Source organism: Micromonospora sp. NPDC005979 (assembly GCF_040614415.1).
In the GTDB taxonomy this organism is placed as follows: domain Bacteria; phylum Actinomycetota; class Actinomycetes; order Mycobacteriales; family Micromonosporaceae; genus Micromonospora.
Window position 1 is genome coordinate 81,841 of record NZ_JBEXUR010000022.1, and the last position, 20,602, is coordinate 102,442.

General features: G+C 70.5%; 21 protein-coding genes and 2 pseudogenes. 10 read left to right on the top strand and 13 right to left on the bottom strand.

Annotated features, from left to right (window positions below; genetic code table 11):
• Positions 1-13 precede the first annotated feature (13 nt).
• Together ABZ272_RS28165 and ABZ272_RS28170 are read right to left on the bottom strand one after the other, a co-directional pair.
• Positions 14-685, bottom strand: coding sequence for a hypothetical protein (locus ABZ272_RS28165; RefSeq protein ID WP_355052952.1), 672 nt, complete (start codon positions 683-685; stop codon positions 14-16).
• Between the two features lie 236 nt (positions 686-921).
• The gene (locus tag ABZ272_RS28170; RefSeq protein WP_355052953.1) at positions 922-1,725 is read right to left on the bottom strand and encodes an NAD(P)H-binding protein; all 804 of its coding nucleotides are present in this window, start codon (positions 1,723-1,725) and stop codon (positions 922-924) included.
• An 86-nt stretch (positions 1,726-1,811) separates the two neighbouring features.
• On the opposite strand from ABZ272_RS28170, the gene ABZ272_RS28175 reads away from it, so the two are divergent.
• On the top strand, positions 1,812-2,234 hold the full coding sequence (locus ABZ272_RS28175) for a helix-turn-helix domain-containing protein (protein ID WP_355052954.1): 423 nt from the start codon (positions 1,812-1,814) through the stop codon (positions 2,232-2,234).
• A 102-nt stretch (positions 2,235-2,336) separates the two neighbouring features.
• Here the strand turns inward: ABZ272_RS28175 and ABZ272_RS28180 are convergent, their stop codons facing one another.
• Positions 2,337-2,699: a helix-turn-helix domain-containing protein gene (locus tag ABZ272_RS28180; protein WP_355052955.1), complete on the bottom strand. Its 363-nt coding sequence runs from the start codon at positions 2,697-2,699 to the stop codon at positions 2,337-2,339.
• A 108-nt stretch (positions 2,700-2,807) separates the two neighbouring features.
• Here ABZ272_RS28180 and ABZ272_RS28185 point away from each other — a divergent pair, with 108 nt between their 5' ends.
• On the top strand, positions 2,808-3,647 hold the full coding sequence (locus ABZ272_RS28185) for an NAD(P)H-binding protein (protein WP_355052956.1): 840 nt from the start codon (positions 2,808-2,810) through the stop codon (positions 3,645-3,647).
• Between the two features lie 59 nt (positions 3,648-3,706).
• Here ABZ272_RS28185 and ABZ272_RS28190 read toward each other — a convergent pair whose 3' ends face one another.
• Positions 3,707-4,114, bottom strand: a complete 408-nt coding sequence (locus ABZ272_RS28190; RefSeq protein WP_355052957.1) for a zf-HC2 domain-containing protein — start codon at positions 4,112-4,114, stop codon at positions 3,707-3,709.
• 220 nt (positions 4,115-4,334) lie between these two features.
• Here ABZ272_RS28190 and ABZ272_RS28195 point away from each other — a divergent pair, with 220 nt between their 5' ends.
• Positions 4,335-4,508, top strand: coding sequence for a hypothetical protein (locus ABZ272_RS28195; RefSeq protein ID WP_355052958.1), 174 nt, complete (start codon positions 4,335-4,337; stop codon positions 4,506-4,508).
• A 145-nt stretch (positions 4,509-4,653) separates the two neighbouring features.
• Here ABZ272_RS28195 and ABZ272_RS28200 read toward each other — a convergent pair.
• Positions 4,654-4,974: pseudogene (locus ABZ272_RS28200) on the bottom strand (molybdopterin-binding oxidoreductase); the annotation flags it as partial.
• 502 nt (positions 4,975-5,476) lie between these two features.
• On the opposite strand from ABZ272_RS28200, the gene ABZ272_RS28205 reads away from it, so the two are divergent.
• Both ABZ272_RS28205 and ABZ272_RS28210 read left to right on the top strand, forming a co-directional pair.
• Positions 5,477-6,466 (top strand): hypothetical protein, encoded by a 990-nt coding sequence (locus tag ABZ272_RS28205; RefSeq protein WP_355052959.1) that lies wholly within the window; start codon positions 5,477-5,479, stop codon positions 6,464-6,466.
• A 201-nt stretch (positions 6,467-6,667) separates the two neighbouring features.
• Positions 6,668-7,723, top strand: coding sequence for an FUSC family protein (locus tag ABZ272_RS28210; RefSeq protein WP_355052960.1), 1,056 nt, complete (start codon positions 6,668-6,670; stop codon positions 7,721-7,723).
• A 68-nt stretch (positions 7,724-7,791) separates the two neighbouring features.
• Here ABZ272_RS28210 and ABZ272_RS28215 read toward each other — a convergent pair whose 3' ends face one another.
• Complete coding sequence (locus ABZ272_RS28215; RefSeq protein ID WP_355052961.1) at positions 7,792-8,421, bottom strand: VOC family protein; 630 nt, start codon at positions 8,419-8,421, stop codon at positions 7,792-7,794.
• A 173-nt stretch (positions 8,422-8,594) separates the two neighbouring features.
• Between ABZ272_RS28215 and ABZ272_RS28220 the strand changes: the two genes are divergently transcribed.
• The gene (locus tag ABZ272_RS28220) at positions 8,595-9,089 is read left to right on the top strand and encodes an SMI1/KNR4 family protein (protein WP_355052962.1); all 495 of its coding nucleotides are present in this window, start codon (positions 8,595-8,597) and stop codon (positions 9,087-9,089) included.
• Positions 9,090-9,117: 28 nt separating this feature from the next.
• Here ABZ272_RS28220 and ABZ272_RS28225 read toward each other — a convergent pair whose 3' ends face one another.
• Positions 9,118-10,152 carry an XRE family transcriptional regulator gene (locus ABZ272_RS28225; protein ID WP_355052963.1) on the bottom strand — a complete coding sequence of 345 codons (1,035 nt, stop codon included), beginning with the start codon at positions 10,150-10,152 and terminating at the stop codon, positions 9,118-9,120.
• Between the two features lie 213 nt (positions 10,153-10,365).
• Here ABZ272_RS28225 and ABZ272_RS28230 point away from each other — a divergent pair, with 213 nt between their 5' ends.
• Positions 10,366-10,824, top strand: a complete 459-nt coding sequence (locus ABZ272_RS28230; protein WP_355052964.1) for a hypothetical protein — start codon at positions 10,366-10,368, stop codon at positions 10,822-10,824.
• Positions 10,821-12,104 carry a hypothetical protein gene (locus tag ABZ272_RS28235; RefSeq protein WP_355052965.1) on the top strand — a complete coding sequence of 428 codons (1,284 nt, stop codon included), beginning with the start codon at positions 10,821-10,823 and terminating at the stop codon, positions 12,102-12,104. The genes ABZ272_RS28230 and ABZ272_RS28235 overlap by 4 nt, the downstream gene beginning before the upstream one ends.
• 54 nt (positions 12,105-12,158) lie before the next feature.
• On the opposite strand, the gene ABZ272_RS28240 is transcribed toward ABZ272_RS28235, so the two are convergent.
• Positions 12,159-12,617 carry a GNAT family N-acetyltransferase gene (locus ABZ272_RS28240; RefSeq protein WP_355052973.1) on the bottom strand — a complete coding sequence of 153 codons (459 nt, stop codon included), beginning with the start codon at positions 12,615-12,617 and terminating at the stop codon, positions 12,159-12,161.
• Between the two features lie 125 nt (positions 12,618-12,742).
• Between ABZ272_RS28240 and ABZ272_RS28245 the strand changes: the two genes are divergently transcribed.
• Positions 12,743-13,141 (top strand): DUF2809 domain-containing protein, encoded by a 399-nt coding sequence (locus ABZ272_RS28245; protein ID WP_355052966.1) that lies wholly within the window; start codon positions 12,743-12,745, stop codon positions 13,139-13,141.
• A 226-nt stretch (positions 13,142-13,367) separates the two neighbouring features.
• Here ABZ272_RS28245 and ABZ272_RS28250 read toward each other — a convergent pair whose 3' ends face one another.
• The 5 genes from ABZ272_RS28250 to ABZ272_RS28270 all read right to left on the bottom strand — a co-directional run bounded on the left by ABZ272_RS28250 (position 13,368) and on the right by ABZ272_RS28270 (position 19,371).
• Positions 13,368-13,799 carry a DUF6196 family protein gene (locus ABZ272_RS28250; protein ID WP_355052967.1) on the bottom strand — a complete coding sequence of 144 codons (432 nt, stop codon included), beginning with the start codon at positions 13,797-13,799 and terminating at the stop codon, positions 13,368-13,370.
• A 70-nt stretch (positions 13,800-13,869) separates the two neighbouring features.
• Positions 13,870-14,337, bottom strand: coding sequence for a nuclear transport factor 2 family protein (locus ABZ272_RS28255; RefSeq protein ID WP_355052968.1), 468 nt, complete (start codon positions 14,335-14,337; stop codon positions 13,870-13,872).
• Positions 14,338-14,432: 95 nt separating this feature from the next.
• Positions 14,433-14,879: a hypothetical protein gene (locus ABZ272_RS28260; protein ID WP_355052969.1), complete on the bottom strand. Its 447-nt coding sequence runs from the start codon at positions 14,877-14,879 to the stop codon at positions 14,433-14,435.
• Between the two features lie 629 nt (positions 14,880-15,508).
• On the bottom strand, positions 15,509-16,102 hold the full coding sequence (locus ABZ272_RS28265) for a hypothetical protein (protein ID WP_355052970.1): 594 nt from the start codon (positions 16,100-16,102) through the stop codon (positions 15,509-15,511).
• Between the two features lie 119 nt (positions 16,103-16,221).
• Positions 16,222-19,371: a BTAD domain-containing putative transcriptional regulator gene (locus ABZ272_RS28270; protein WP_355052971.1), complete on the bottom strand. Its 3,150-nt coding sequence runs from the start codon at positions 19,369-19,371 to the stop codon at positions 16,222-16,224.
• Between the two features lie 371 nt (positions 19,372-19,742).
• Here ABZ272_RS28270 and ABZ272_RS28275 point away from each other — a divergent pair.
• Positions 19,743-20,602, top strand: a pseudogene (locus ABZ272_RS28275) (hypothetical protein); the annotation flags it as partial.

Below are 20,602 nucleotides of genomic sequence, written 5' to 3' on the forward strand. Positions count from 1 at the left end.
GCGCGGAAATGGATCAGCCGCCGGAGCCTTCTGCCGCGCCGTCGTGGGTGGCGGCGCCGTCGCCGCCCTCGAGGTAGACGTGCTGATGGCCCTGGCCGGCATCGATGTTCACCTGATCGAGCTGGGTTGCTGCGACGGACCAGGCGGCCTCCGCTTGGACTGCCTGTCGCTTCGCCAGTGCCGTCAAGGCGGCCCGTTGGGTGGGCGGCCCGGTGATCGCGAGGAGATACGTCTCGACGGCCAGGGATGCCTGTTCGACCGCGCCGCGCAGCCCGCCCCGTGCAACGTTTGTCGCGGTGGTGCCCGACGGGGTGTCGGCGAACGGCGCCGCGGCACGCAGCATGGTCTGTTGCCACTGGCGGGCCTGCTCGAGGCCTGGTTGCTCGCCGGTCGACGTCACTGCCCGCAGGGCGGTGAGAATGGGAGCGACCTCCTTACTGAGGCGTCGGGCCGTTGCCGTCAGCTCGACGATCTGCTGGCTGTCGCGTTGCACCTCGGCCTTGCGGATGTCAGCGGCTGCTGACTCGACGCCGTCCGGACGATTGGCTGCGTACCCGGCGACACCGCCCACGAGAAGAGCCGCGAGCCCGACTGCCACGACGATGACGGCGAGACGTGCCGTCCGGCGGCGACCCGTGTCCGGGGTCGGCAGCTGATACGAGGGCTTACCGGTACGGCGCGACACGACATCTCCCTGCGTCGATGGAAGCTCGCTCGCAGCCTAGCGGGTGGAAGGACCCGCCGGACCACCCCGAACCATCGGCAGCGCTGGTGGCGTCGACCGGGCATCCGGTCTTCGCGGACGACCCGGAGGATTCCGGCCGCAGTTGGGCGGACGAACGGGCGACGGCTGTGTACTGAAGCTTCTCCCGTCCGAAACGGATGGCCGGGGTCGTCGTGTCCGCTTGCGAAGTACCTGGGTCAGCGCATGGCGGCCGTGACGTCCGCGGCGACAGCGAGGGTATCCGTGAGCGGGCGATCCAGCAGGCGACCGAGGTCAGGACCGGTGTGGTGGAGAAACCCGTGGCGGACACCGGTGGCGATCGAGGCGAGCATCGGCGGCTGGAACGGCAGCAGGTTGGCGTCGCCGAGCAGGCGGGCGCGGTACTCGCCGAGTCCGATCGCGCGGTGCGCGACGCCGAGACGGTCGGCGATGTCGCCAGCGGCGATCGGGGTTCCGACCAGTTCGTAGACGTTCCCGGCGTGGGCGCTGGGCTCGCTTGCGACGACGGCTGCGGCAGCGGCCAGGTCGGCCCGCGCCACCGCGGCGAGCGCGCCGGTCCCGAACGCCGACTCCAGGCCGTCCGGCGTCCACGTCAGCAGGGCGCCGAAGAGTTCGGCGTACAGCCCGTTCCGCAGGATCGTCCACGCGAGCCCACTGTTCGTGACCATGTGCTCGGTGGCCCGGTGGGCCAGCGCGAACCCGAGATGGTCCCCGGCGCTGGTCAGGCTGGTGTACGTCACGTGGGCCACGCCGTCGCGGACGGCGGCGTCGAGAAGAGCCCGGTGCCGCGCGATGACCGTGTCGTCCTCGGCGTACCCGGCCGAGACCAGGACCAGGGTCGAAACCTCGGTGAGGTCGAGGGTCGCGGGATCGTCGAAGTCGAGGTGGCGCTGTGCGCCGGTGGGGGTACGACTTCCCGCCAGGGCGGGTATCCCTCGCTCAGCGAGCTCTGCGAGGGTGCGCGAAGCGAGCTGCCCGTTGGCGCCGGTAACCATGATCATTGCGGCTCGGTCTCCTGCCGTGGTTCTCTTCAGTAACTACCGGGGAGCCTGGACCCACGCCCGGCGGGCCACAAGGAGGCAGTCTCGTGTCACCAGCGCACACCGAGGTAACCGCCGAAGCCGCCGCGCTCGAACCGTGCGGACAACCGGATCACCCGGACTGCGGCATCCGCGACGTTCTCGACCGGGTGGGCGACAAGTGGTCCGTTCTCGTGATCGTCGAACTCGCCGCCGGACCGCGACGATTCCGCCAACTCCAGCGCGCCATCCATGGGATCTCCCAGCGCATGCTGACCCTCACGGTGCGCCGCCTGGAACGCGACGGCCTCGTCCTTCGGACCGTCTACCCGACCGTGCCCACCCAGGTCGACTACCGGCTCACCGAAACCGGCGCCAGCCTCACCCACCTCGTCAAGGCACTCGCCGACTGGTCGCTGGCCCACCGCGACGTCATCGCCGAAGCCCGTCAGGCGTTCGACAACGACCACCCCGACAACGAGATCCGGTGACGCGCAACGCGCCTTCGACAAGCTGACCGCGTCAGCTCGTCGGCCTGCCCATCATGGTGAGGTTCTGACTGGCGGTTCCCGCATCGGCGTTGTGGAGGGGCCTCATCGCCCGGCGTCGTAGGCATCCCGCGCGCGTTCCACCTCTGGGAGGCTGGCGTCGGCCCACGTGGCCAGGTGGGCGAAGATCGGGCCGAGGCTCGCACCCAACTCGGTGATCTGGTACTCGACTCGAGGCGGCACCTCGGCGTGGTAGGTGCGCGTCACGAGTCCGTCGCGTTCGAGTTGGCGGAGCCGCTGCGTGAGCACTTTGGGCGTGATGCTCGTCAGTCGGCGCTCCAGCTCCACGAAGCGCTGCCGACCGTACTCGTGCAGAGCCCACAGGATTGGCGTGGTCCACCGGCTGAACACGATGTCGACGACCGGCGCGACCGGACATGCCAGCTCGGGATCCGTCGAGCGCTGCACGTGCCCTCCGTCACAAACCCATTACTATCCTCTAGGTACCTACTATATCGGCGCCACTAGCGTTTCCGGCAACCGCGCGAACGACGCGGTCGAACTGGAGACACAGACATGTTTGTCGTGGTTGGAGCCACCGGAAACGTCGGCAGCACGCTCACGTCGATCCTCGCGGCCTCGGCCGGTGAGGTGACGGCGGTATCCCGGGGACGACGCCCGATCACCCTGCCGGACGGGGTCCGCCACCATCGTGCGGACCTGGAGCGGCCGGAAAGCCTGAGTCCGGCTCTCGCCGGCGCCGACGCGCTGTACCTACTCGTCGAGGGCGCCGGAGCCCATCTCGACATGCGCGAAATCCTGCGGGTCGCCGCAGCCGGTGGCGTGAAACGCATCGTGCTGCAGTCCTCGCAGGCGGTCGTCACACGGCCCGACTCGCCGTCACACGCACCCCTGCACGCCATTGAGGACCTGATCCGCCGATCCGACCTCGGCTGGACGATACTGCGCCCTGGCGGCTTCGACTCCAACGCATTCGCCTGGGCGGAACCGGTGCGGGGTACGCGGATGGTCGCCGCGCCGTTCGGCGACGTCGGCCTACCCTTGGTCGACCCGGCCGACATCGCCGAAGTGGCGGCCGCAGCCCTGCTCGACAGCTCGCACGTCGGCCGCACCTACGAACTGACCGGCCCGGCTCTGAGCACGCCTCGCGAACGGGTCGCCGACCTCGCCGCCGCGCTCGGCGAGCCGATCGGCTTCGTGGACCAGACGCCGAACGAGGCCCGTGAGCAGATGCTGCGGTTCATGCCGCCACTGGTGGTCGAGGGCACGCTGGCGATCCTCGGCACGCCCACCGAAGCCGAACAGCGGATCAGCCCGGACATTGCCGAGATCCTGGGCCGATCCCCACGCCCCTTCGCCGCCTGGGCGAAGCTCAACATCGACGCTTTCCGCTGACGCCTCACGCCCGTGGCGGTACGAAGGAGCAGCGATCTCCCCTGCCGCCGGTGCTCAGCTCAGCGCGACCGTGCCCACGATTCGCGTGGGGGCGACGGAACCGCCCACCGGTTCGTTGGAGACGCCGAACGTTCCCGCCTCGGCTGCCGTGTGGCGCTGTCCCCTGCGGCAGCGGAGCGCACCTGCGGGGTACGCGCCGCCTGGACGAGGGTGCGCTCCCGCAACCCCTGGGGCATGGCCTCGACGACGGTGTCGTCGGCGAGCCGGGCGACCGTCTCCCGTAGCTCGGTCACCTCCTGGCGGCACGACTCGCAGTCGGCCAGGTGCCGCTCGAACGCCGCCCTCTCGAGTTCGTCGACCGCGTTCAGGGCGTACGCGCCGGCGAGGGTATGGATGTCGGCGCTCATGCCCGTCCCCTCCATGTCGATGCCCAGGCAGTCACGCATCCGGATCAGTCCGTCGCGCATCCGCGTCTTCACCGTCGGCAGCGGTGTCTTCAGCTTTTCGGCGACCTCACGGTAGGTGTGGCCGCCTTAGTAGGCCAGGGTCACCGCCTCCCGCTGGACCGGTGTCAGCCGGCCCAGACACCGACGGACCTGTTCGCGCTCCAACCGGGCGGGGACGTCCTCGACGACCTCGTCGTAGGGGACGTGCGTCTCGGTTGCGGCGACCCGCTGGGTGCGGTCGGTGTGGGCACACCTCGACCAGCACCTCCTGCGTCACCTCCTCCGCCTGCGCCGGGTCGCGTACGACGCGGCGGGCCAGCCCGAGGACGCGGCCGACCATGGTGCCGTACAGCGCCGCGAACGCAACCTCGTCACCCCGTGCCACCCGCGCCAGCAGCTCGTCGGGGCTCGGTGACGTCGCGGCGTCCGGCGGCACCGAGCGTAACCGCCGCGCGTGTTCCGGGTCGCCGTTCATCCTCGGCATGTCCTCTCCTGTGCTGGCGGCCGTGCGGTCTGCCGCCGCGTACTCGTTGCTGGCCGGAATCACGGCAAGCACCAGGTCAGGTGATCGTGACGGTGGTGCGGTGCCAGCCGGTCCCGCCGTCGGGGAAGGGCGCAGCCCGTTGGTCGGTCTGGGTCGCACCTGTCGCATCGGTGGCCCGTACGCGCAGGGTGTGGCTGCCCGGGGTGGCGTCCCAGCGGTAGGTCCACTGCCGCCACAGGTCCGGCGATGGTCCATCGGCGAGGCGGGCCTGCCGCCACGGCCCGCCGTCGACCTGAATCTCGACGGCCACGATTCCGCGCCGTTGCGCCCACGCGACACCGGCGATGATGACAGGCCCGGCGCGACGTTGCGCGAAAGGTCTCGGAGTGTCGATGCGCAACAGGGAGCAAATTCGGCACGGCACCGGGAGCAGACCTGCGGGCTTGTGGCCAACCGGCCTCTGACCTGCACAATCCGAGCTGGCCTGCGGAACTGCGCCGGAGCCGTCCCGCCCGAAAGCATGAGTGCCCAGGCACCGGGTACCCGACCTGGCATGGGAAGCCAACAGCGCAACAAGCACGACAGCGGCGGCGAGTCGGCGCGGGGCCGCCGGCACCCGGGCAACGGCGCACGGGGCCGGCAGGGGGCGACGGTCGAGCACTCGCCTGATCAGCGGCACGAGCGCACCGCTACCGGATCAGCGGGCACCGAGCGCGACCATGGCCGGTCGAAGGCAGCCCACGAGGGCCGAGTCAACCGCCAGGGTACGGCCTGACCGGTCGGAGCCGAATCACCGCCGGAAGATCAGCTATTCCGACAGCCCGGGCGCCGTCAGACGCCGGCTGTTGCCAGCAATCCGGGGAATCAGGACCGGTACGCGGGCCATAAGATCCACCGATATGGCCCGTACCACACCTCCGCGTCCGCTGGATATCGCCGCAGTCTTTCCTGAGCTGCGGGAACACTCCACCACGGCTACCCGCCTGCATCCCCGACCCGGCGCTCCGACCGCCAGGGACAGCTCGGTCGGTGGACCGCTGCTGTGGCCGGCCCAGGAGGTATGGCCGGTCTGCGACGACGCCGGGGCGCACGAGCCATGGAACCTCACGACCCCGGCTGCCCTGCGCCGCAAGCGGGAGATCCTCGCGACCGCAGAAGCCCGGGGGTCGGTGCCGGGTGAGGACTTCCTGACCGTCGAGGAGCGGGCGGAACTGGACGCCGCCGACGCCCTGGAACTGGACGACCTGATCGAGGATCCCATCCCGTTGGTCCCCGTCGCGCAGCTCTACCGACGAGACATCCCGGACTACGCCGGTCCGGACGGCACCGACCTGCTCCAGGTGCTGTGGTGCCCCGTGGACCACTCGGACCGGGACTACAGCCCTCGCGTCTTCCTCTACTGGCGCGACAGTTCAGCCGTCGTCCCACTGCTCGAAGCACCTCCCGAGCCATCGGTGATCAGCGACATGTACCTGCCGATCCCGTGTCTGGTGCACCCCGAACAGGTCCGCGAATACCAATACGCCGACCTGCTCCCTGCTGACCTACGCGACCGGCTCGACGAGTGGGATGACGACGAGGACGAGAGCCGTCCCCACTACCAGAGCGACCTGTCGCTGGCGCCGGGGTGGAAGGTCGGCGGGTACGCGAACTGGTCACTGACCGATCCGTACCCGATGGACTGTGTCGCCTGCGGCACCACGATGACCTTGATCTTCACCGTGGATTCGGGCGACTGGAACGGGATGCATTGCAGCTGGCGCCCGTCCGAGGAGGACCCGACCGCGTCCCCGGACGTTGTCGGTGTGCAAATCGGGCGCGGCTACTCGCTGTACACCTTCCGCTGCCCCGTGTCAGCCGACCATCCTGCGGCCACCGCCATGCAGTGACGCGGCCGCCCACCATGACCTGCCACCGGCCTGCCGTCCCGCGTGCCGCCCGCCACCCAACGATTGAGCAGTTCACAGGCGGGGTAGTCCCGGTCCTCGCGGAAGATCAATAGGCGGCCGGGTCGGGTCCGCCCGGCGAGAGGGGCAGCACCGTTGCGGACCTGGGGGCGCGACGCCGTAGCGCGGTTGCGGGGCGACGGCATGACCGTGGTCGAGCTGACCGCTGCCGCGGTGGTCGCCTGGATCGTGGCAGCGGTGGTGATCCGTCACCCGGACCCGTTCTACGCCCCGACCGCCGCGCTCGTCGTACTCGGTGAGTCCCGCGGGCGACGGCTGCGGCAGACCGTCGAGATCCTGCTCGCGGTGGCCGCCGCCGTGCTCGTCGCGGAGCTGCTCGTGTACGCGCTCGGCCCCGGCACCCGCACGGTCCTGCTGGTGCTGCTGCTGACCACCACGACGCTGGTGCTGATCGGCGCCCGCCGTGCCCTGGTCGTGCAGGCCACCGTCTCGGCCATGTACCTGGTCGTGGTCGCCGCGCCGCACGGCACGCTGATGCCGTTCCGCTTCGTCGACGCGCTCATCGGTGGCGCGGTCGCGTTGGCCGCCAGCCAACTGATGGCCGCCCGTGACCCGCTGGCGCCGCTGGTGGCGCAGGCCCGGCGCAGCTACACCGACCTGGCCGACCTGCTCGACGAGGTGCACACCGCGCTGCGGGGCTGCGACGAGGAGGCCGCCCGCGCCGCGCTGGACCAGGCCCGGCAGGTGGACGACTGCGTCGCCCAGCTACAGACAGCCGTGCTCGCCACCGGTGAGACGCTGCGGCTGGGACTGCGCCGCCGGCACCTGGGCAAGCTCGTCGACGTGGAGGCGACGCTGCGGCAGCTCGACTACGCCGCGCGCAACATCCGGGTGCTGGCCCGGGCCGGCGTGACCCTGACCCGCCGGCACACCGCCACCCCGCCGGAGCTGGCCGCCGCGATCGGCGCGCTGACCGCCGCCGTACGGTCGGCCGGGGAGGCACTGGCCAGCGACCTGAGCGGCGCCGACGCCGACCGGCACGCGCACCGGGCCGACGCGGCGGCCCTGGAGGCGGTCCGGATCGCCGCAGGCCTGCTGCGGTCCGATCCGCCGCTGCCGGTCACCATGATCGTCGGGCAGATCCGGGCGACCGCCATCGACCTGCTGCGCGGCGTCGGCCACGACGACGTGGGGGTGCTGGACCGGGTGGACGAGGCGCTCGGTCTGAGCCGGGTGTGACGCCCGGTCAGTCGGGGCGAGAGCAGTTCGCGCCGTCGGTACGGCGAAACTCCCCCGTGGCTGACCCGCTACTCGCGTCCGACCCAGGTCGCGACGCATGCCTCATTACCCTCGGGGTCGGCCAGCACCCACCACTTCGGCGCGTGCGCGGCGGAGACGACGCGCCCGCCGGCGGCCAGGGCGGCGGCGATGCGGTCCTCCGCTTGATCGTGCGGGACGGCGATGTCGACATGCATCCGGTTGCGTTGCGGTCGCGCCGTCTCCATGGGTTGCAGCCCGAATCCGGGCCCCCGTCGCGCCGGATCGGCCAGGTAGTCGTCACCGATCTGCCGGTATCCCAGCAGCGCCTGCCAGAACGGCAGCACGTCCGACTTCACCAGGGCATCGAGGGTGATGTTGAGGAGCTGCACCGCCGTGGGATCGGCGGGAATGCCCAGCGCCCGCGCAGCGGCCGATATCCGTCGCGCCAATGAGATGTCACGCCGCGACAGCGAAACGGTGACGCCCACGTGGCGCAGGTCTAGGTTGAGATGCTCGTGCTCGTCGCGGCCGGCGAGCCGGCCGATCTCGTCGACGAACGCGATCCCCGCCGACAGCGAGCCAGTCCGGAAGTAGGCCGAGACCAGGTGGTAGAGACAACGCCAGTCGTCGACACCGTCAGCCTCGTGGAAACGCCCAGCGGTGATCTGCACCGTCACGTTCGCGAACCTAACAGCAGGATGCTCACCTGGGCCAGCCGAGGAAGCGTCGGTGCAGCGCACCCGCCGGGTCCGCGCAGTCGCGGCAGGAGTGAATCCTCAACACGAACAGCGTCCAGACAGTGAAGCCCGGGGCGTTCCGGCAGCCGACGTTCAGCGACTACCGTCAGCGCGTGCTCGATCCCACGATCATCTTCGACGCCTCCGATCCGCTGGAAAGTCCGCTCACCGACGAGGTTCTACGGCAGGTGGAGGCGCAGCTCGGCCGCAAGCTACCCGCCGCGTACGTCGACCTGGCCCGGCGACACAACGGCGGACTGTTGGCTCGTGACGCCCACCCCTCGCCCAGCCGAACCTCCTGGTCGGCGAACTACGTCGCGGTGGACACCCTGGCGGCGATCGGCCGGACCGCGCCCTTCAGCCTGTGCGGCGAGCTCGGGAGCGCGTTCTGGATAGCCGAGTGGGGCTACCCCGACATTGGTATCTACATCGCCGACTGCCCCTCGGCGGGCCACGACATGATCGCCCTCGACTACCGGTCCACCGGCGAGCCGACAGTCGTGCACGTCGACCAGGAGTGGGATTACCAGATCACTGTCCTCGCCCCCGATTTCGAGACGTTCCTGGGCGGCCTCGTCGACGACACGGATTTCGATGAGGACGATTGATCGTCCGCTCGACAACCACGGCAGTGATTCAGGACGATCGGCCTGCCTGTTTCGTCGCGACGAAGAGAAATTCCTGATCCAGGGCCCCGGTGCAGTTCGCCTGCATCGCCTCGGCGCCGGGGTTCACATCGGCCGGGCCGCCGAGCGCCCCGACGCAGAGGCCACTGTGGATCGGACGGAGCCGGTAGCCGCCGGGCACCGGCACGTTTGTGGCCTCCAACAGGTACCGCTGGTGGGCGGCACCGGTGCAGTTGTCCGGCGCCAGCAACGCGCCGTCCCCCGTCAGCGCCTCGTCGACGGTCAGACAGCCCGCGCCCTCCTTCGGATGGTGCCATTCGATCTCGTAGACCCCGACACCGACCGCTTTGAGGAAGGTGTCCGGGGAGATCCGGTCGCACGCCCGTTGCACCGCCAGCGGCCGGTCAGTGCGGCCGTTACGCTCCCGCCCCTCGCCCAGGCACAGGTCACGGTCCCGCACGTGCGCGGGTTGGATCAGGTACCAGCCATCGGGCAGGGCGGCAGTCGCGGGCGTGGAAGCCCCGGAGGATTCCACGGCACGGCCACCCGAGCCGTTCGAGCCGTTCGAGCCGTCTGAGCCGAGGGCGCCCTTCCAGGCCAACGCCGTGCCCGAGCCGATCACGGCGGCGAGGGCGGCGATCACCACGATTGCCCTCCTCGACCGTCGCGGCCGAGCAGCCGGGACGGGCGGTGCGACCGGCTCCGCGGTGGCCACCTCGGGCTCCTCGACCGGATCCGGAGAACCGCTCGAGATCGGCCCGACGGCAAGCCGGTTACGGGCCGCGACCCAGCGGGCCGCCGCGGCGTCGCCGAGTCCGCAGGCTCGCGCAAAGGACTGCACCACCTGTTGCCGGGGCAGGGTCGTACGGCTCAGAGCCGACGCGATCGTGCTCGACGGCAGGGCGTCCCCTGAGGCGTCGGCCTTGGCCGCGAGTTCCCGGTACGTCAGGCCGGACCATTCCCGCAGGGCCCGCAGCGCCGTCACGAACTCGGTCGAGTTCGTCGCCTCGTCGGGGTTCGGCGGCTGCGTTCCGGCTTCGGACATGCGACTCCCCCATGCGTCGATCGGACTCGATCGAGGTTATCGATCCTAGTCATCTGACGCTCGCCGTGCGGGCCCGTTCGGGACTGTCCCGAACGCGCTGGATCCGTTGCCCACGGCGTCGTCTGACGCCCAGTGTCCTAGTCGGACGGCCGATCCGGCGCGTGCGGGGCAACCGGCTTGTTCGCAGTCACCACTTCACGCGGGGGGAACAGGATGCCCATACCAGGTACCCGTCGGATCGGCTGGATACGCGCCGGTCGTGGCTCGCTGGCCGGCGCTCTCGTCCTGGCGCTGGTCATCAGTTTGGCCGGGGCGGCGCCCGCACACGCCGGACCCGCCGGCCACCCCCGCTCCCCCGCTGCGAAGAACCCGGTCGCGCCGGTCAAGGGGACGTCGGCACCGGCCCGCCCGCGTGCTGTCGACCTGGAGGAGCAGGCCGCGTTGCGTAAGGCGGCCCGCCCTGAGTGGCCGTCCGCCGCCGCCGTGGACGTACCCGTCGCCGCCGCCGTCCGGCCGATGTCGAGCGAGCCGGAGATCTCCCTCGCCCGGGCCGGTGCCCTACCTCTGTGGGTCGGATCGCCCACCGGGGCCGGCACGGTACGCGTCGAGCTCCTCGGCCAGGACGCCGTCCGAGCGGCCGGGTGTTCGCGGGTGCGATACTCGCGGCCGTGAGTTCGCCGCTGGAAGCCTTCGCCGGGCTGCTCGACCGCTCCATCCGCGAGATCACCGCCCTGGCCACGGACGCCCGGGGCTTCGACGCGGCTCGGATCGGCCGCATCGCCGATATCTGGGACAACAACGCCGTACCTCTGGTGGGCGCGGCATGCGCGCCGAGGCCACTTCGATCCAGACGAGCGCGCGCCGGCCTACGGTGGATGGCCGACCTCGGTGCCGACCGACGCAGGCTGATGGTCGACCTGGACCCGAGCCTGGACAGAGTGCTCCCCACCGCACAGCCGGACCGTTCCGTCCATCGGGACTACCTGGGTCGCGTCTTCCCGGGCACCTTCCGGCTGACCGCGGAAGTCGTCGACGCGCTCGCCCGCGACTACGACCTCGCCGCCGGCAGCGTGCGCTCGCTCACGGCCCGACCTTCGGATGCGGGACTGCGGGTACAGCTCACCCTGGCCACTCCACGCCGGTTCACCCCCGGTACCGGACGCGTCTCGCGGGACGGGTCCCAGAAGCCCTGGCCGGACGCGCCGCTGAAGTTCACCTTCGACGGGGTCGCCGATCTGTGGTTCGACGCCGAGGACCGGGTCGGGATGGCCGTGAGCCGCACCGACGCCGGGCCGGGGGTGGCGATCGGGCGCACCGGTCGCCTGCGGGCGACCGAGGCTTCCGTCTGGCCCGACGACCCGCGATGGTACGAGTCGACGGCCGGCCGGGCGGCCGACCTCGTCACCCCGCACACGCGGCCGCACCGACGAAAGCCGGTACCGACGTCGACCCTCGAAGCACCGCAACGGGCCGCCGCTCAAGCGCTCGTCATGTTGCTGAACCACGCTCGGCTCGTCCACTACTATCCGAAGCTGGCCGCCGGCGTGCCGATCCTCGACATCTGCCGCATCGCGGCCGACGCGGGCAGCGCCATTCTCGCCGCGAGCACGCGTCGTGGCGCCGAGCGTCAGACCGCCTTCGCGGAGCTTGTTCGACGGTGGCGTCACGTACCCCCCGGGGTGCCGCCTGAGACGATCCGCTCCGGCCCGGTCGTGCTGCGTCACGCACGGTACGACGAGCCCCACGCCGACCACGACGTCCCTCAGCACGGCGGCGTCGCCCTCCTCGCCGCGGTGCCGGGCGCAGACCGCGAAGGACCGTGGACTCTCGCCAGTGCGGAGATCGCCGAGCCGTCACGATTCCGGATAGCCAGCACCGCGTTCGACGACGGTCAGCACATCGACCGCGCCGAAGAGGCTTTCCGCATGAGCGACGCGCTCGTCGTCCGTTGACGCGTGAACGACCACGAGGGCGCGGCATCGCGCGATCGGCGTACTGACCTGGCCTTAAGTGGCCGACGGTGAGTAGTTGTACACGACGTAGCCCCGGTAGACCGCGATCTTGTCGTACAGAGCTCGGGCCTCGGCATCGACCTCGGTGTTCCAATACAGGCGTGGGGAGCCGTGCTTGTCGGCATCCTGCGCCACCCATTCGATCATTGCGGTGGCAATGCCTCGCCGTCGTACCTCGGGCGTGACGAACAGTTCGGCCAGATAGCACCTCCCGGCGCCCCAGACGCTTAGGTGGAACAGGTAATGCGCGATGCCGACCATCGTGCCGTCGAGCCGTGCGCAGATGCCCCGGATCTGCCCACCGTCCACCAGGCGTTGCCAGGTCCGTTCGTAGCCATCGTCGTCGACCTCAATCGCGGGTCGACCCGGCCGGCCAGCCCAGTGCGCGTGGAAACTCCGGGTCAACGCTTCCCACTCGCCGCGGTCGAGGTGTGTCAACGGGCCGATGCTCATCACGTCGCCATCCTCACATCAACCCCAGGCCGCGGCGCGCGCAGAGCGAGGGCGTGCGTAGGCGCCCTCGATCGAGCCGAGAGGCAGGACAGGTGGCGGTCCGGCAACGGGCTACCGTATCGGGAATGTCGATCAAGCCCCGTACGGTGCGGTGGCTCATGCCCCTGGTCGCGCTGCTGTTTCTGGGCCTCGCACTGCTGATTCGCGCCTTCGACGACGGGGCGCTGCGGCAGTACTCCGGCACCGCGCTGTACGCGTCGATGGTCTGGGCCGTAGTGCTGTTCCTGTGGCCACGGATGGCGCCGATGCCCGCCGGGACCGTCGCCACGGCCTTCTGCTGGGTGGTGGAGCTCGCACAGCTGACCGGGGTGCCAGCCGAACTGTCGGCGCGGAGCCTCGCCGCGAGGCTCGCGCTGGGTGTGCAATTCGACCCGGTCGACCTGGCCTGGTATCCGGCGGGCGTGGCTCCCCTGGTGGCGCTGCACCACCTGGTACGCGCCCGCCACCGCACAACCGACGCGTGACATCGGTTTCCAGCCGTCCCCGACGTGCCCCAGCCTCGTCGCTTGCGCGGCCGCGTCGCGCCGAAGGGCGCCGGTACGAATGTGATCCAGACCAAGTCGAGGCCGGGGGCGCTCCGACCGGCCAAACGGCGTAGGCCGCTCGCGGCGGCGGTGCCGGGGACCGGCACCTGGGCATTTCCGGGGTGCATCGTCAGCCGCCATGTTTCGGAGGCCACCGCCGCTGTGTCTACCGGCCGGCTCGCAGCTCACTCAGGACCTGTACGACCTCGGCGCGGACCCGCGTTGGGCAACCCCAGTAGTCGTAGATGCCACCGCGGTCGCCGTTGTGACCACAGATGACGAACACCCCGGTACCCAGCCGGCGCTTCAACTCGGTGGCCAGCCACCCGACGAACCCGCTGTTGTCCAGTTCCGGCGGGAAGTGGAACGAGAACACCGTGAAGCGCTCACCGTCGGTCGCCCCGACTGGCGCCAGCCAGGACCACCGATCCTCGTCGCGCACCACGGCCAGCAGGTCAACCGTCAAGGCCGGTGGCTGAGTGAGCGGCGCCTCGAAAAACGACCACTCGCCGTCGAATATGACCAGTTCGGCGGCCGCTATGACGCGTCGCAGCCGCTGCGCGGTTTCGTCACGGGATTCCTGGCTGATGCTGACCACGCAACGATCCTGCCCCAGGACGGCAGCCAACGCAGTCGCCCTCGACACACCGCTGCTGGCGGGGCGTGAGTCAGGGTCGGGGTTCGCCGTCGATGGTGCTGCTCGTCTGCGGCCGGAGTGCGGTCAACAGGTTGTCGAGTTGACCCCACGCTCGCGCGCTGGCGACGTGGTCGATGTAGTCCCGGGACTCGATAATGAGCCCATCGCGGATACGCATCACGAAGACGCACGGCACCGTGAAGGCCTCACCCGTCTCGGCGACCCGCCCCTGATAGGCAAACTCGGCGACAATCACCTCCGGGTCCGCGGTTTCATGAATCCTCACGTCGACCGGCTTACGGTTCAATGTCCGCCCCACCGGAGGTGTCGCGGTGAAATGCTCGTGCAGCTCGCTGCGGCTGCGCAGCGGTGGCGGATCGAGCGGGTGAAACGGATGCGTGACGTGGGTTTGTTCGCCATACAGGTCGGCCAGGTCTTCGTACGGACCGTCGCAGACACCGTTCACCAGTCGGAGGAACGTTTCGCGTGGATCAGTCATGCCGAGCCTCCTTCGAATCAGATAGATGTCACGCGTGTCATGCCGAGGGCGACATGCGGAGAGGGCCGACACCTCCGTCCAGCTACGACACAGCCCTAGTCACCAGAGGAACCCCAGAAGTAGATTTCGCTGGGATTGCCGTCAGCGTCATGCAAAACCGCGCACCGGCCGAACCAGCTTCGGTTAGCGAGAGGTTCGATCGCCTCCACGTGCGACCGAGTCAGCTTGCGGGTACCCAGGTACTCGATCGCCTCGGCCTCGACCACCGGCTGAATCGTCCCGTAGTCAGGCTCTTCACCGTCGGCCAAGATTCGCGACATATCCAGTATCGAGTGGGTACCGGACTCCTGGACGGATTCGTCCGCCCACAGCTCGGCCTCCGTCATCGGCCGATTCGGAAAATCCGCCGCCGACTTGCCGTACTCGTACGGCACGGCCCACCAGTAGTCGCCGGTCTCGAAAACCTGCCGCCGCAGTCCGTCCAGCGCGACTTGGAGATCCGGCTGATATGCGACGTAGTAGCTCCACCCGGACGCACCCACGTTGACCCCCCTTGATCTTGAAGCAAGATAGCCGGAAGGCAGGCTTGCGTCCATCCTCCGCAATGGCACTGAAACTTGATCAACTCGCCGCACGGTGCGCGGCTGGACCTGGATCACCGCCTTCGCCCTGCACCTGCGCCGCAATACGTCCACGAACGAGGGCGAAGCAGCTGATCAGAAGCACCCGATCACTCGCCCGTTCCGCCAAGGCTGAGCGCGTTTGGTCAAGATCAGGTGCGCGCTCGTTGGCATACGCGGGCGCCGCCCTACCGACTCCCCGGGGCGCCGACGCTGACGCCTTCGCAATCGGCGAAGAGGTCACCGCACAGAGTTCGCAGGTCGCGGCGTTTGTCTATGCCGGCTCGCGCACGCCGCCGGCGTTGCCACCATCGTCTGGCGACGGTTCGTGCGGGGCTTCGGGCAACTCGTCCGGTCCACCAGGCAGAAGGACGCCCGCGTCGTCGGGCACCGGTTCACGTGGGTCGATGGGAGGATACTGTTCGGGGTCGAGATCCGGTCCAGTCATCAGGCGAGTATCCGTCGTCTTCGGCACTGCCGCTCGTCGGGCCCGGGAGCCGGACGGTCTCCCCTCCGGCCGGCCCGCCCGGCCCGGAAGCCGCCGCCGGCCGTCAGGCCAGTCCGGTGCAGACCGCCCGGACCGCGGTTACCAGGCCCGGGTCGCCGCAGTCGGTGGACGCCGAGGTACGTCCGACGACCTGCCAGCCCTTGGTGTCCTTGCGCAGGAACACCTGGCCGCCGCCGGGAATCGGGGCCGACCGCGGAGCGATCGCCATCAGTCGGGCGAAGCCGTTGCGGCAGCCCAGCACCTGCACGTCGTCGACGCTCTGCCCGTTGAGCGCGGCGCCGGTGGCCTCGAGTAGGACCGGCGGCCGGCAGGACGGGTCGGTGTCAGTGGTCGGCAGGGCGGCGAGCCGGGTGGGCCCGGTGGCGGCGGAGGCGGGGTCGGCGGCCCGGCCGGCTCCCGTACCGGAGCTGGCCGCGTCGGAGGCGGGAGCCGGTGGCGCGGGGACGCCGGAGGTGGTGGGCGTCGCCTGCGGTCCGACAGCGGTGCCCGCCGGGTCCGGAGCGGCGGCCGGCCCGGAGGAGGCCGACGCCGGGCGGCCGGCCGCGACACCGGTCCGCTCGGCGTGCGCGCAGCCGGCCGCCGAAAGGGCCACGGCCACCGCCACTACCAGGTACGCGCTGCTGCGTCGGATCGTCATGAACGTCTCTCCATCGTGTCGAAGCTGCTGCCCGGGCTGGTGCCCGGAGCTGCTCCGACGCTAGGGAGCCGGCCTGCCAGCGATCTGGACGAAACCTGGAAGAGCAGGCCAGGGTGGGTTCAGACCGGGTGCGCGACCGACACGGCTACGCCCACCGGTGCCGTCGCCTCGCACCCGCATCCCCACCGCTCGTGCCAGCCAGCCGCCTCGCCGGCCTCCCGGGTGCCGAGCCGGCGGAACTTCGCCGCAGCGGTCTCCCACGCCTGGTGGGCGGACGCGACGTCGCCCAGCGCCGCATGAGCCGCACCCAGGTCGCGCAGCGTCCGTGCCACACCGAGATCGTGGTGCAGCTCGCTCCACCCGTCGTGCGCGAGGCGAAGGTTCTCCAGGGCGGTGTCCGGCCGGCCGGCCGCCAGGTGCAGTTCGCCGATGGTCCGCTGGACCAGCGCCACCCCGAACCGGTCATGCAGCCGCCGGCACGTGCCGAGGGCGTGCTCCAACGGCTCCTGCGCCCGGCACATCTTGCCCTGCCGGACCCACACCTTCGCCAGCGCCTGCTCCGTGTAGCAGGCGAGCAACTCATCACCGCTCGCCACGATCAGGTCGTGGGCGCGGGAGCACCAGCGCTCCGCGTCGGCCAGCTCACCCCGGGCCCGATGCACCAGGCCGATGCCCCGGGCGGCGATGGCCTCGCCGCGAGCGTGGCCCAGCGACCGGTAGGTGTCCACGGCACGACCGATCCAGCTCAGTGCCGCCTCGTCGTCGCCGAGCTCCCGCAGACAGCAGCCGATGCCGTAGGTCGCGTGCGCGGCGGCGTTCTCGTCCCCCAATCGGCCCAGCACCTCGGCGGCTGTGGTCAGCAGCGGGACGGCCTCCCGATGCCGGCCCACCTCACGCAGTACGGTGCCGAGACCGTTGCGCGCCGCGGCTGACCCGTGCTCGTGGCCGGCGGCTTCGAACAGGTCGATGGCGGTACGGAAGTTCCGCTCGGCCTCGGCGAACCGGTCCTCCTTGTAACGCAGCAGCGCGATACCGCACTCGATCACCGCCTCGCCGACCGCGTTGCCGGCCGCCCTGGCCGCGGCAGAGGCCGCCGCGTGGGTGCGCCTCCAGCCGACGAAGTCGTTGCGGACCGCGAAGGACGCGTAGACCAACGCGTCCGCCAGCGCGCACGCCGCCACGTCCATGCCGAGTTCCGCAGCCCGCTCCACCGCGACGATCAGCGTCGGCGCCTCGACCTCCAGCCAACCGGGTAGCTGGTGGTCGGCCGGGAGCGGGATGGTCGGCACGTCCACCGGCAGCGGCGCCTGCCGGTAGAGCGGCGGAACGGCGTACGGCAACCGCTGGTTGAGCCGCTCACCCAGCTCGGTGGCCGTGACCAGCACTCTGGCCACCGCGGCGCGCAGCGCACCGTCGCTGTCCTCCTCGACGGCGCGTTCGCGGGCGAACAGCCGGACCAGGTCGTGCATGTGGTACCGGAGCAGCCGGTGCGTCGGGTCCGCAACGGCGGTCACCAGGCGGGCGTCGGCAAGCTGTTCCAGCAGCTCCTCGGCGTCGTCCATCGAGCCACCAACGAGTGCCGCCACCAGCCAGTCCGCGAAGCTCGACACCCCGAGAAAGCCGAGCAACCGAAACGCCCGGCGGGCCGGTGGGTCGAGCGCCTGGTAGCCGACCGCGACGCTGACCCGGACGGCCAGCCCGTCCGCAGTCATCTCGTCGAGCCTCGCGCGCTCGTCGCGCATCCGCTCCGCCAGCCGGGCGATCCGGCGGTGCGGTCGGGCCGCGATCCGGGCGCCGACGATCCGTAGGGCGAGCGGCAGCCCCGCGCACATCTCGACCAGCGCGGCGGTCGCCTCCGGCTCGGCCGCCACCCGGCCCGGCCCGACGATGCGCTCCAGCAGGACGAGCGAGTCGGCCCGATCGAGCAACGGCACCTCGATCTGCTCGGCGCCCGGGATGGTGGTCAGCAGGGCCCGGCTGGAGACGATCAGGGCGCTTCCCGGCCCACCGGGCGCGAGCGGGCGAACCTCCTCGGCGCTGACCGCCGAGTCGAGCACGATGAGGAATCGGCGTCCGCTCAGCATGGCGCGGTACTGCCCAAGCTTGTCCTCCAGCGTGGGCAACTGCTGGATGTTGGTGGCGCCCAGGGCCCGAAGCACCCGGTCCAGGGCCTCCCCGGAGTCGCCGCCTCGGCCGGCGAGGGTGACGAAGATCTGCCCGTCGGGGTACGAGTGGCGAAGCAGGTACGCGAGCCGGATGCTGAGCGCCGTCTTACCCACGCCGCCCGGCCCGGAGAGGATCACCACGGGCGCGGCGTTGCCCTCGGGGCGTCCATCGCCGGGTTGCAGCACACTCAACGCGCAGCAGATCTCCGGTTCGCAGCCGACGTGGTCGGGCAGGTCGGCCGGAAGCTGGCAGCCGGGGCCCGTCGGGGCATGGTGCGCTGGCTCCGGTTGGGCCTCGACACGTGCGGCCTCAGCGACCGCGGGCTGCGCCACTCGGGGCGCCTCGACAGGGGCGGCGGCCACCCGCGGCGCGGGCAGCGTGCCGCGCAGGATCTCCCGGTGCACATCCTGCAGGTCGGAGCCCGGGTCGATGCCCAGCTCGTCGGCAAGCTTGACGCGGGTCCGGGCGTACAGGTCGAGCGCCTCGGCTCGGCGACCGTTGAAATACAGGGCGCGCATCAGGCTCACGGCCAGCGGCTCGATGAGCGGGCTGCGCTCCAGGGCTGCGGTGAGTCGGTCGACGACCTGTCCCGGGCGGCCCTGGCTGATCTCGCTGTCGGCCCAGTCGAGCAGGACTCGGACGATCTGCTGGCGCAGACCCTCCCGAACCCGGGCCGCCCAGGCGCCGGGCAGCCCGTCGAGCGGGTCGCCCCGCCACAGCTCGACCGCCTCCCGCAGCAGCGCCGCCCGGTCGCGGTGGTCCACCGCGAGGCCTTGCGCCTGCTCGGCGAGGCGGCGCAGGCGGTACAGGTCGACGCGGTCCGGGTCGACGTCGAGCAGGTATCCGGTCTGGTTGCGGCCGACCGTGATCGGGGCCGTCTCGGCGGACTGGGCAGCGACCAGGATCCGCCGGATTCGGGTGAGGTACGTGTACAGGACGCCCCGGGCGTCGGCCGGCGGGGCGTCGTCCCAGACCCGGTCGACCAGCGCCTCGATCGGCACGCTGCGGCCCACGTCCACCGCGAGCGCCGCGAACACCAGCCGCTGCTTCGGTGGACCCAACTCGATCAGCCGGCCGGCCGCGACCACACGGAGATCACCCAATATGCATAGTTCCACGGCTTCGCCCCCGCGTCCGTAGCGCCGCTGGACTGCCCGTTAGCAGGGCGTCCGAAGTTGTCAAGCATCCATCAAGGTTCGCTACCTGATGTGGCTGCGAGGGTTCTGCCAGCCACCGCACCGGCAGCTCGCGGACCACTCACCGGAGCGGCAGGCCCTCATCCCACCTCCGACGAAAGGGTCGCGAACACACAACCGCACAGCAGGACCAGTTGGGACCAGCCATCGGGGGCAGGCCCCACGGTGGCTCGTGCGCTGCGACTTTACCTGTCGCATCGGGTCCAGCCAATGGCTGTCGTGCACCTGCACTCACGTTCGCGACCACTCCGTTCATCCCCACCACGAAGGGAAAACCCATGCGTCGCTTCCGAGCCCGCAGACCGGCCGCGATCCTCGGCACCATCACGATGATCGCCGCGGGCCTGGTCAGCGTGTCGTCCGCACCCGCCCAGGCCTCCACCATCGAAGGCCCGATCAGCCGCAGCGAGATCATGTCCCGCGCACAGAACTGGGTGGACCGGGAACTCACCTACACCCAGACCGGCTCCTGGGCGAGCGACATGGACGGCGACAAGACCTACCGGCGCGACTGCTCCGGTCTCGTGTCGATGGCCTGGCACCTGAACACCAGCTACGTCACCGACGACTTCCAGGTGGACAACTCCCGCTGGGACACCCTCGGGAGCATCGACAGCTTCCAGGCCGGCGACGCGATGGTCCGCAGCGGCCACATCGAGCTCTTCTCGCACTGGGCCGACCGGAACGACCACAGCAAGGGCGCCTACGTCTACTCCTTCAACGACACCGGCCAGACGGTCCAGAACCCGTACAAGGACAACAACGTCGGCAGTCGTGGGTTCAACAGCGCCAGCGACCTGAGGACCTACAAGCCGATCCGTCGCACCGGCCTGATCGCCGGGGCGACGGCTCGCAAGGGGCCCGCGCTGGGGCACGACGACGGCGACGGCACCCTGACCATCCACCGCTGGAACTCAACCGGTACGGCGTTCGACCACACGACCGACTACAAGGGTGAGAGTTCCTTCGATCTCGCGAACGTCGGCGATCGGATGGCCTCGGGTGACGTCGACGGTGACGGCACCGACGACGTCGTCATGGCGTACCAGATCAGCGACGGCACCTTCGGCTTCTACGTCTTCGACGCCGGCGTCACCAGCCGCGGCCGCTTCTACACCTCCAGCCAATACAACCTCGA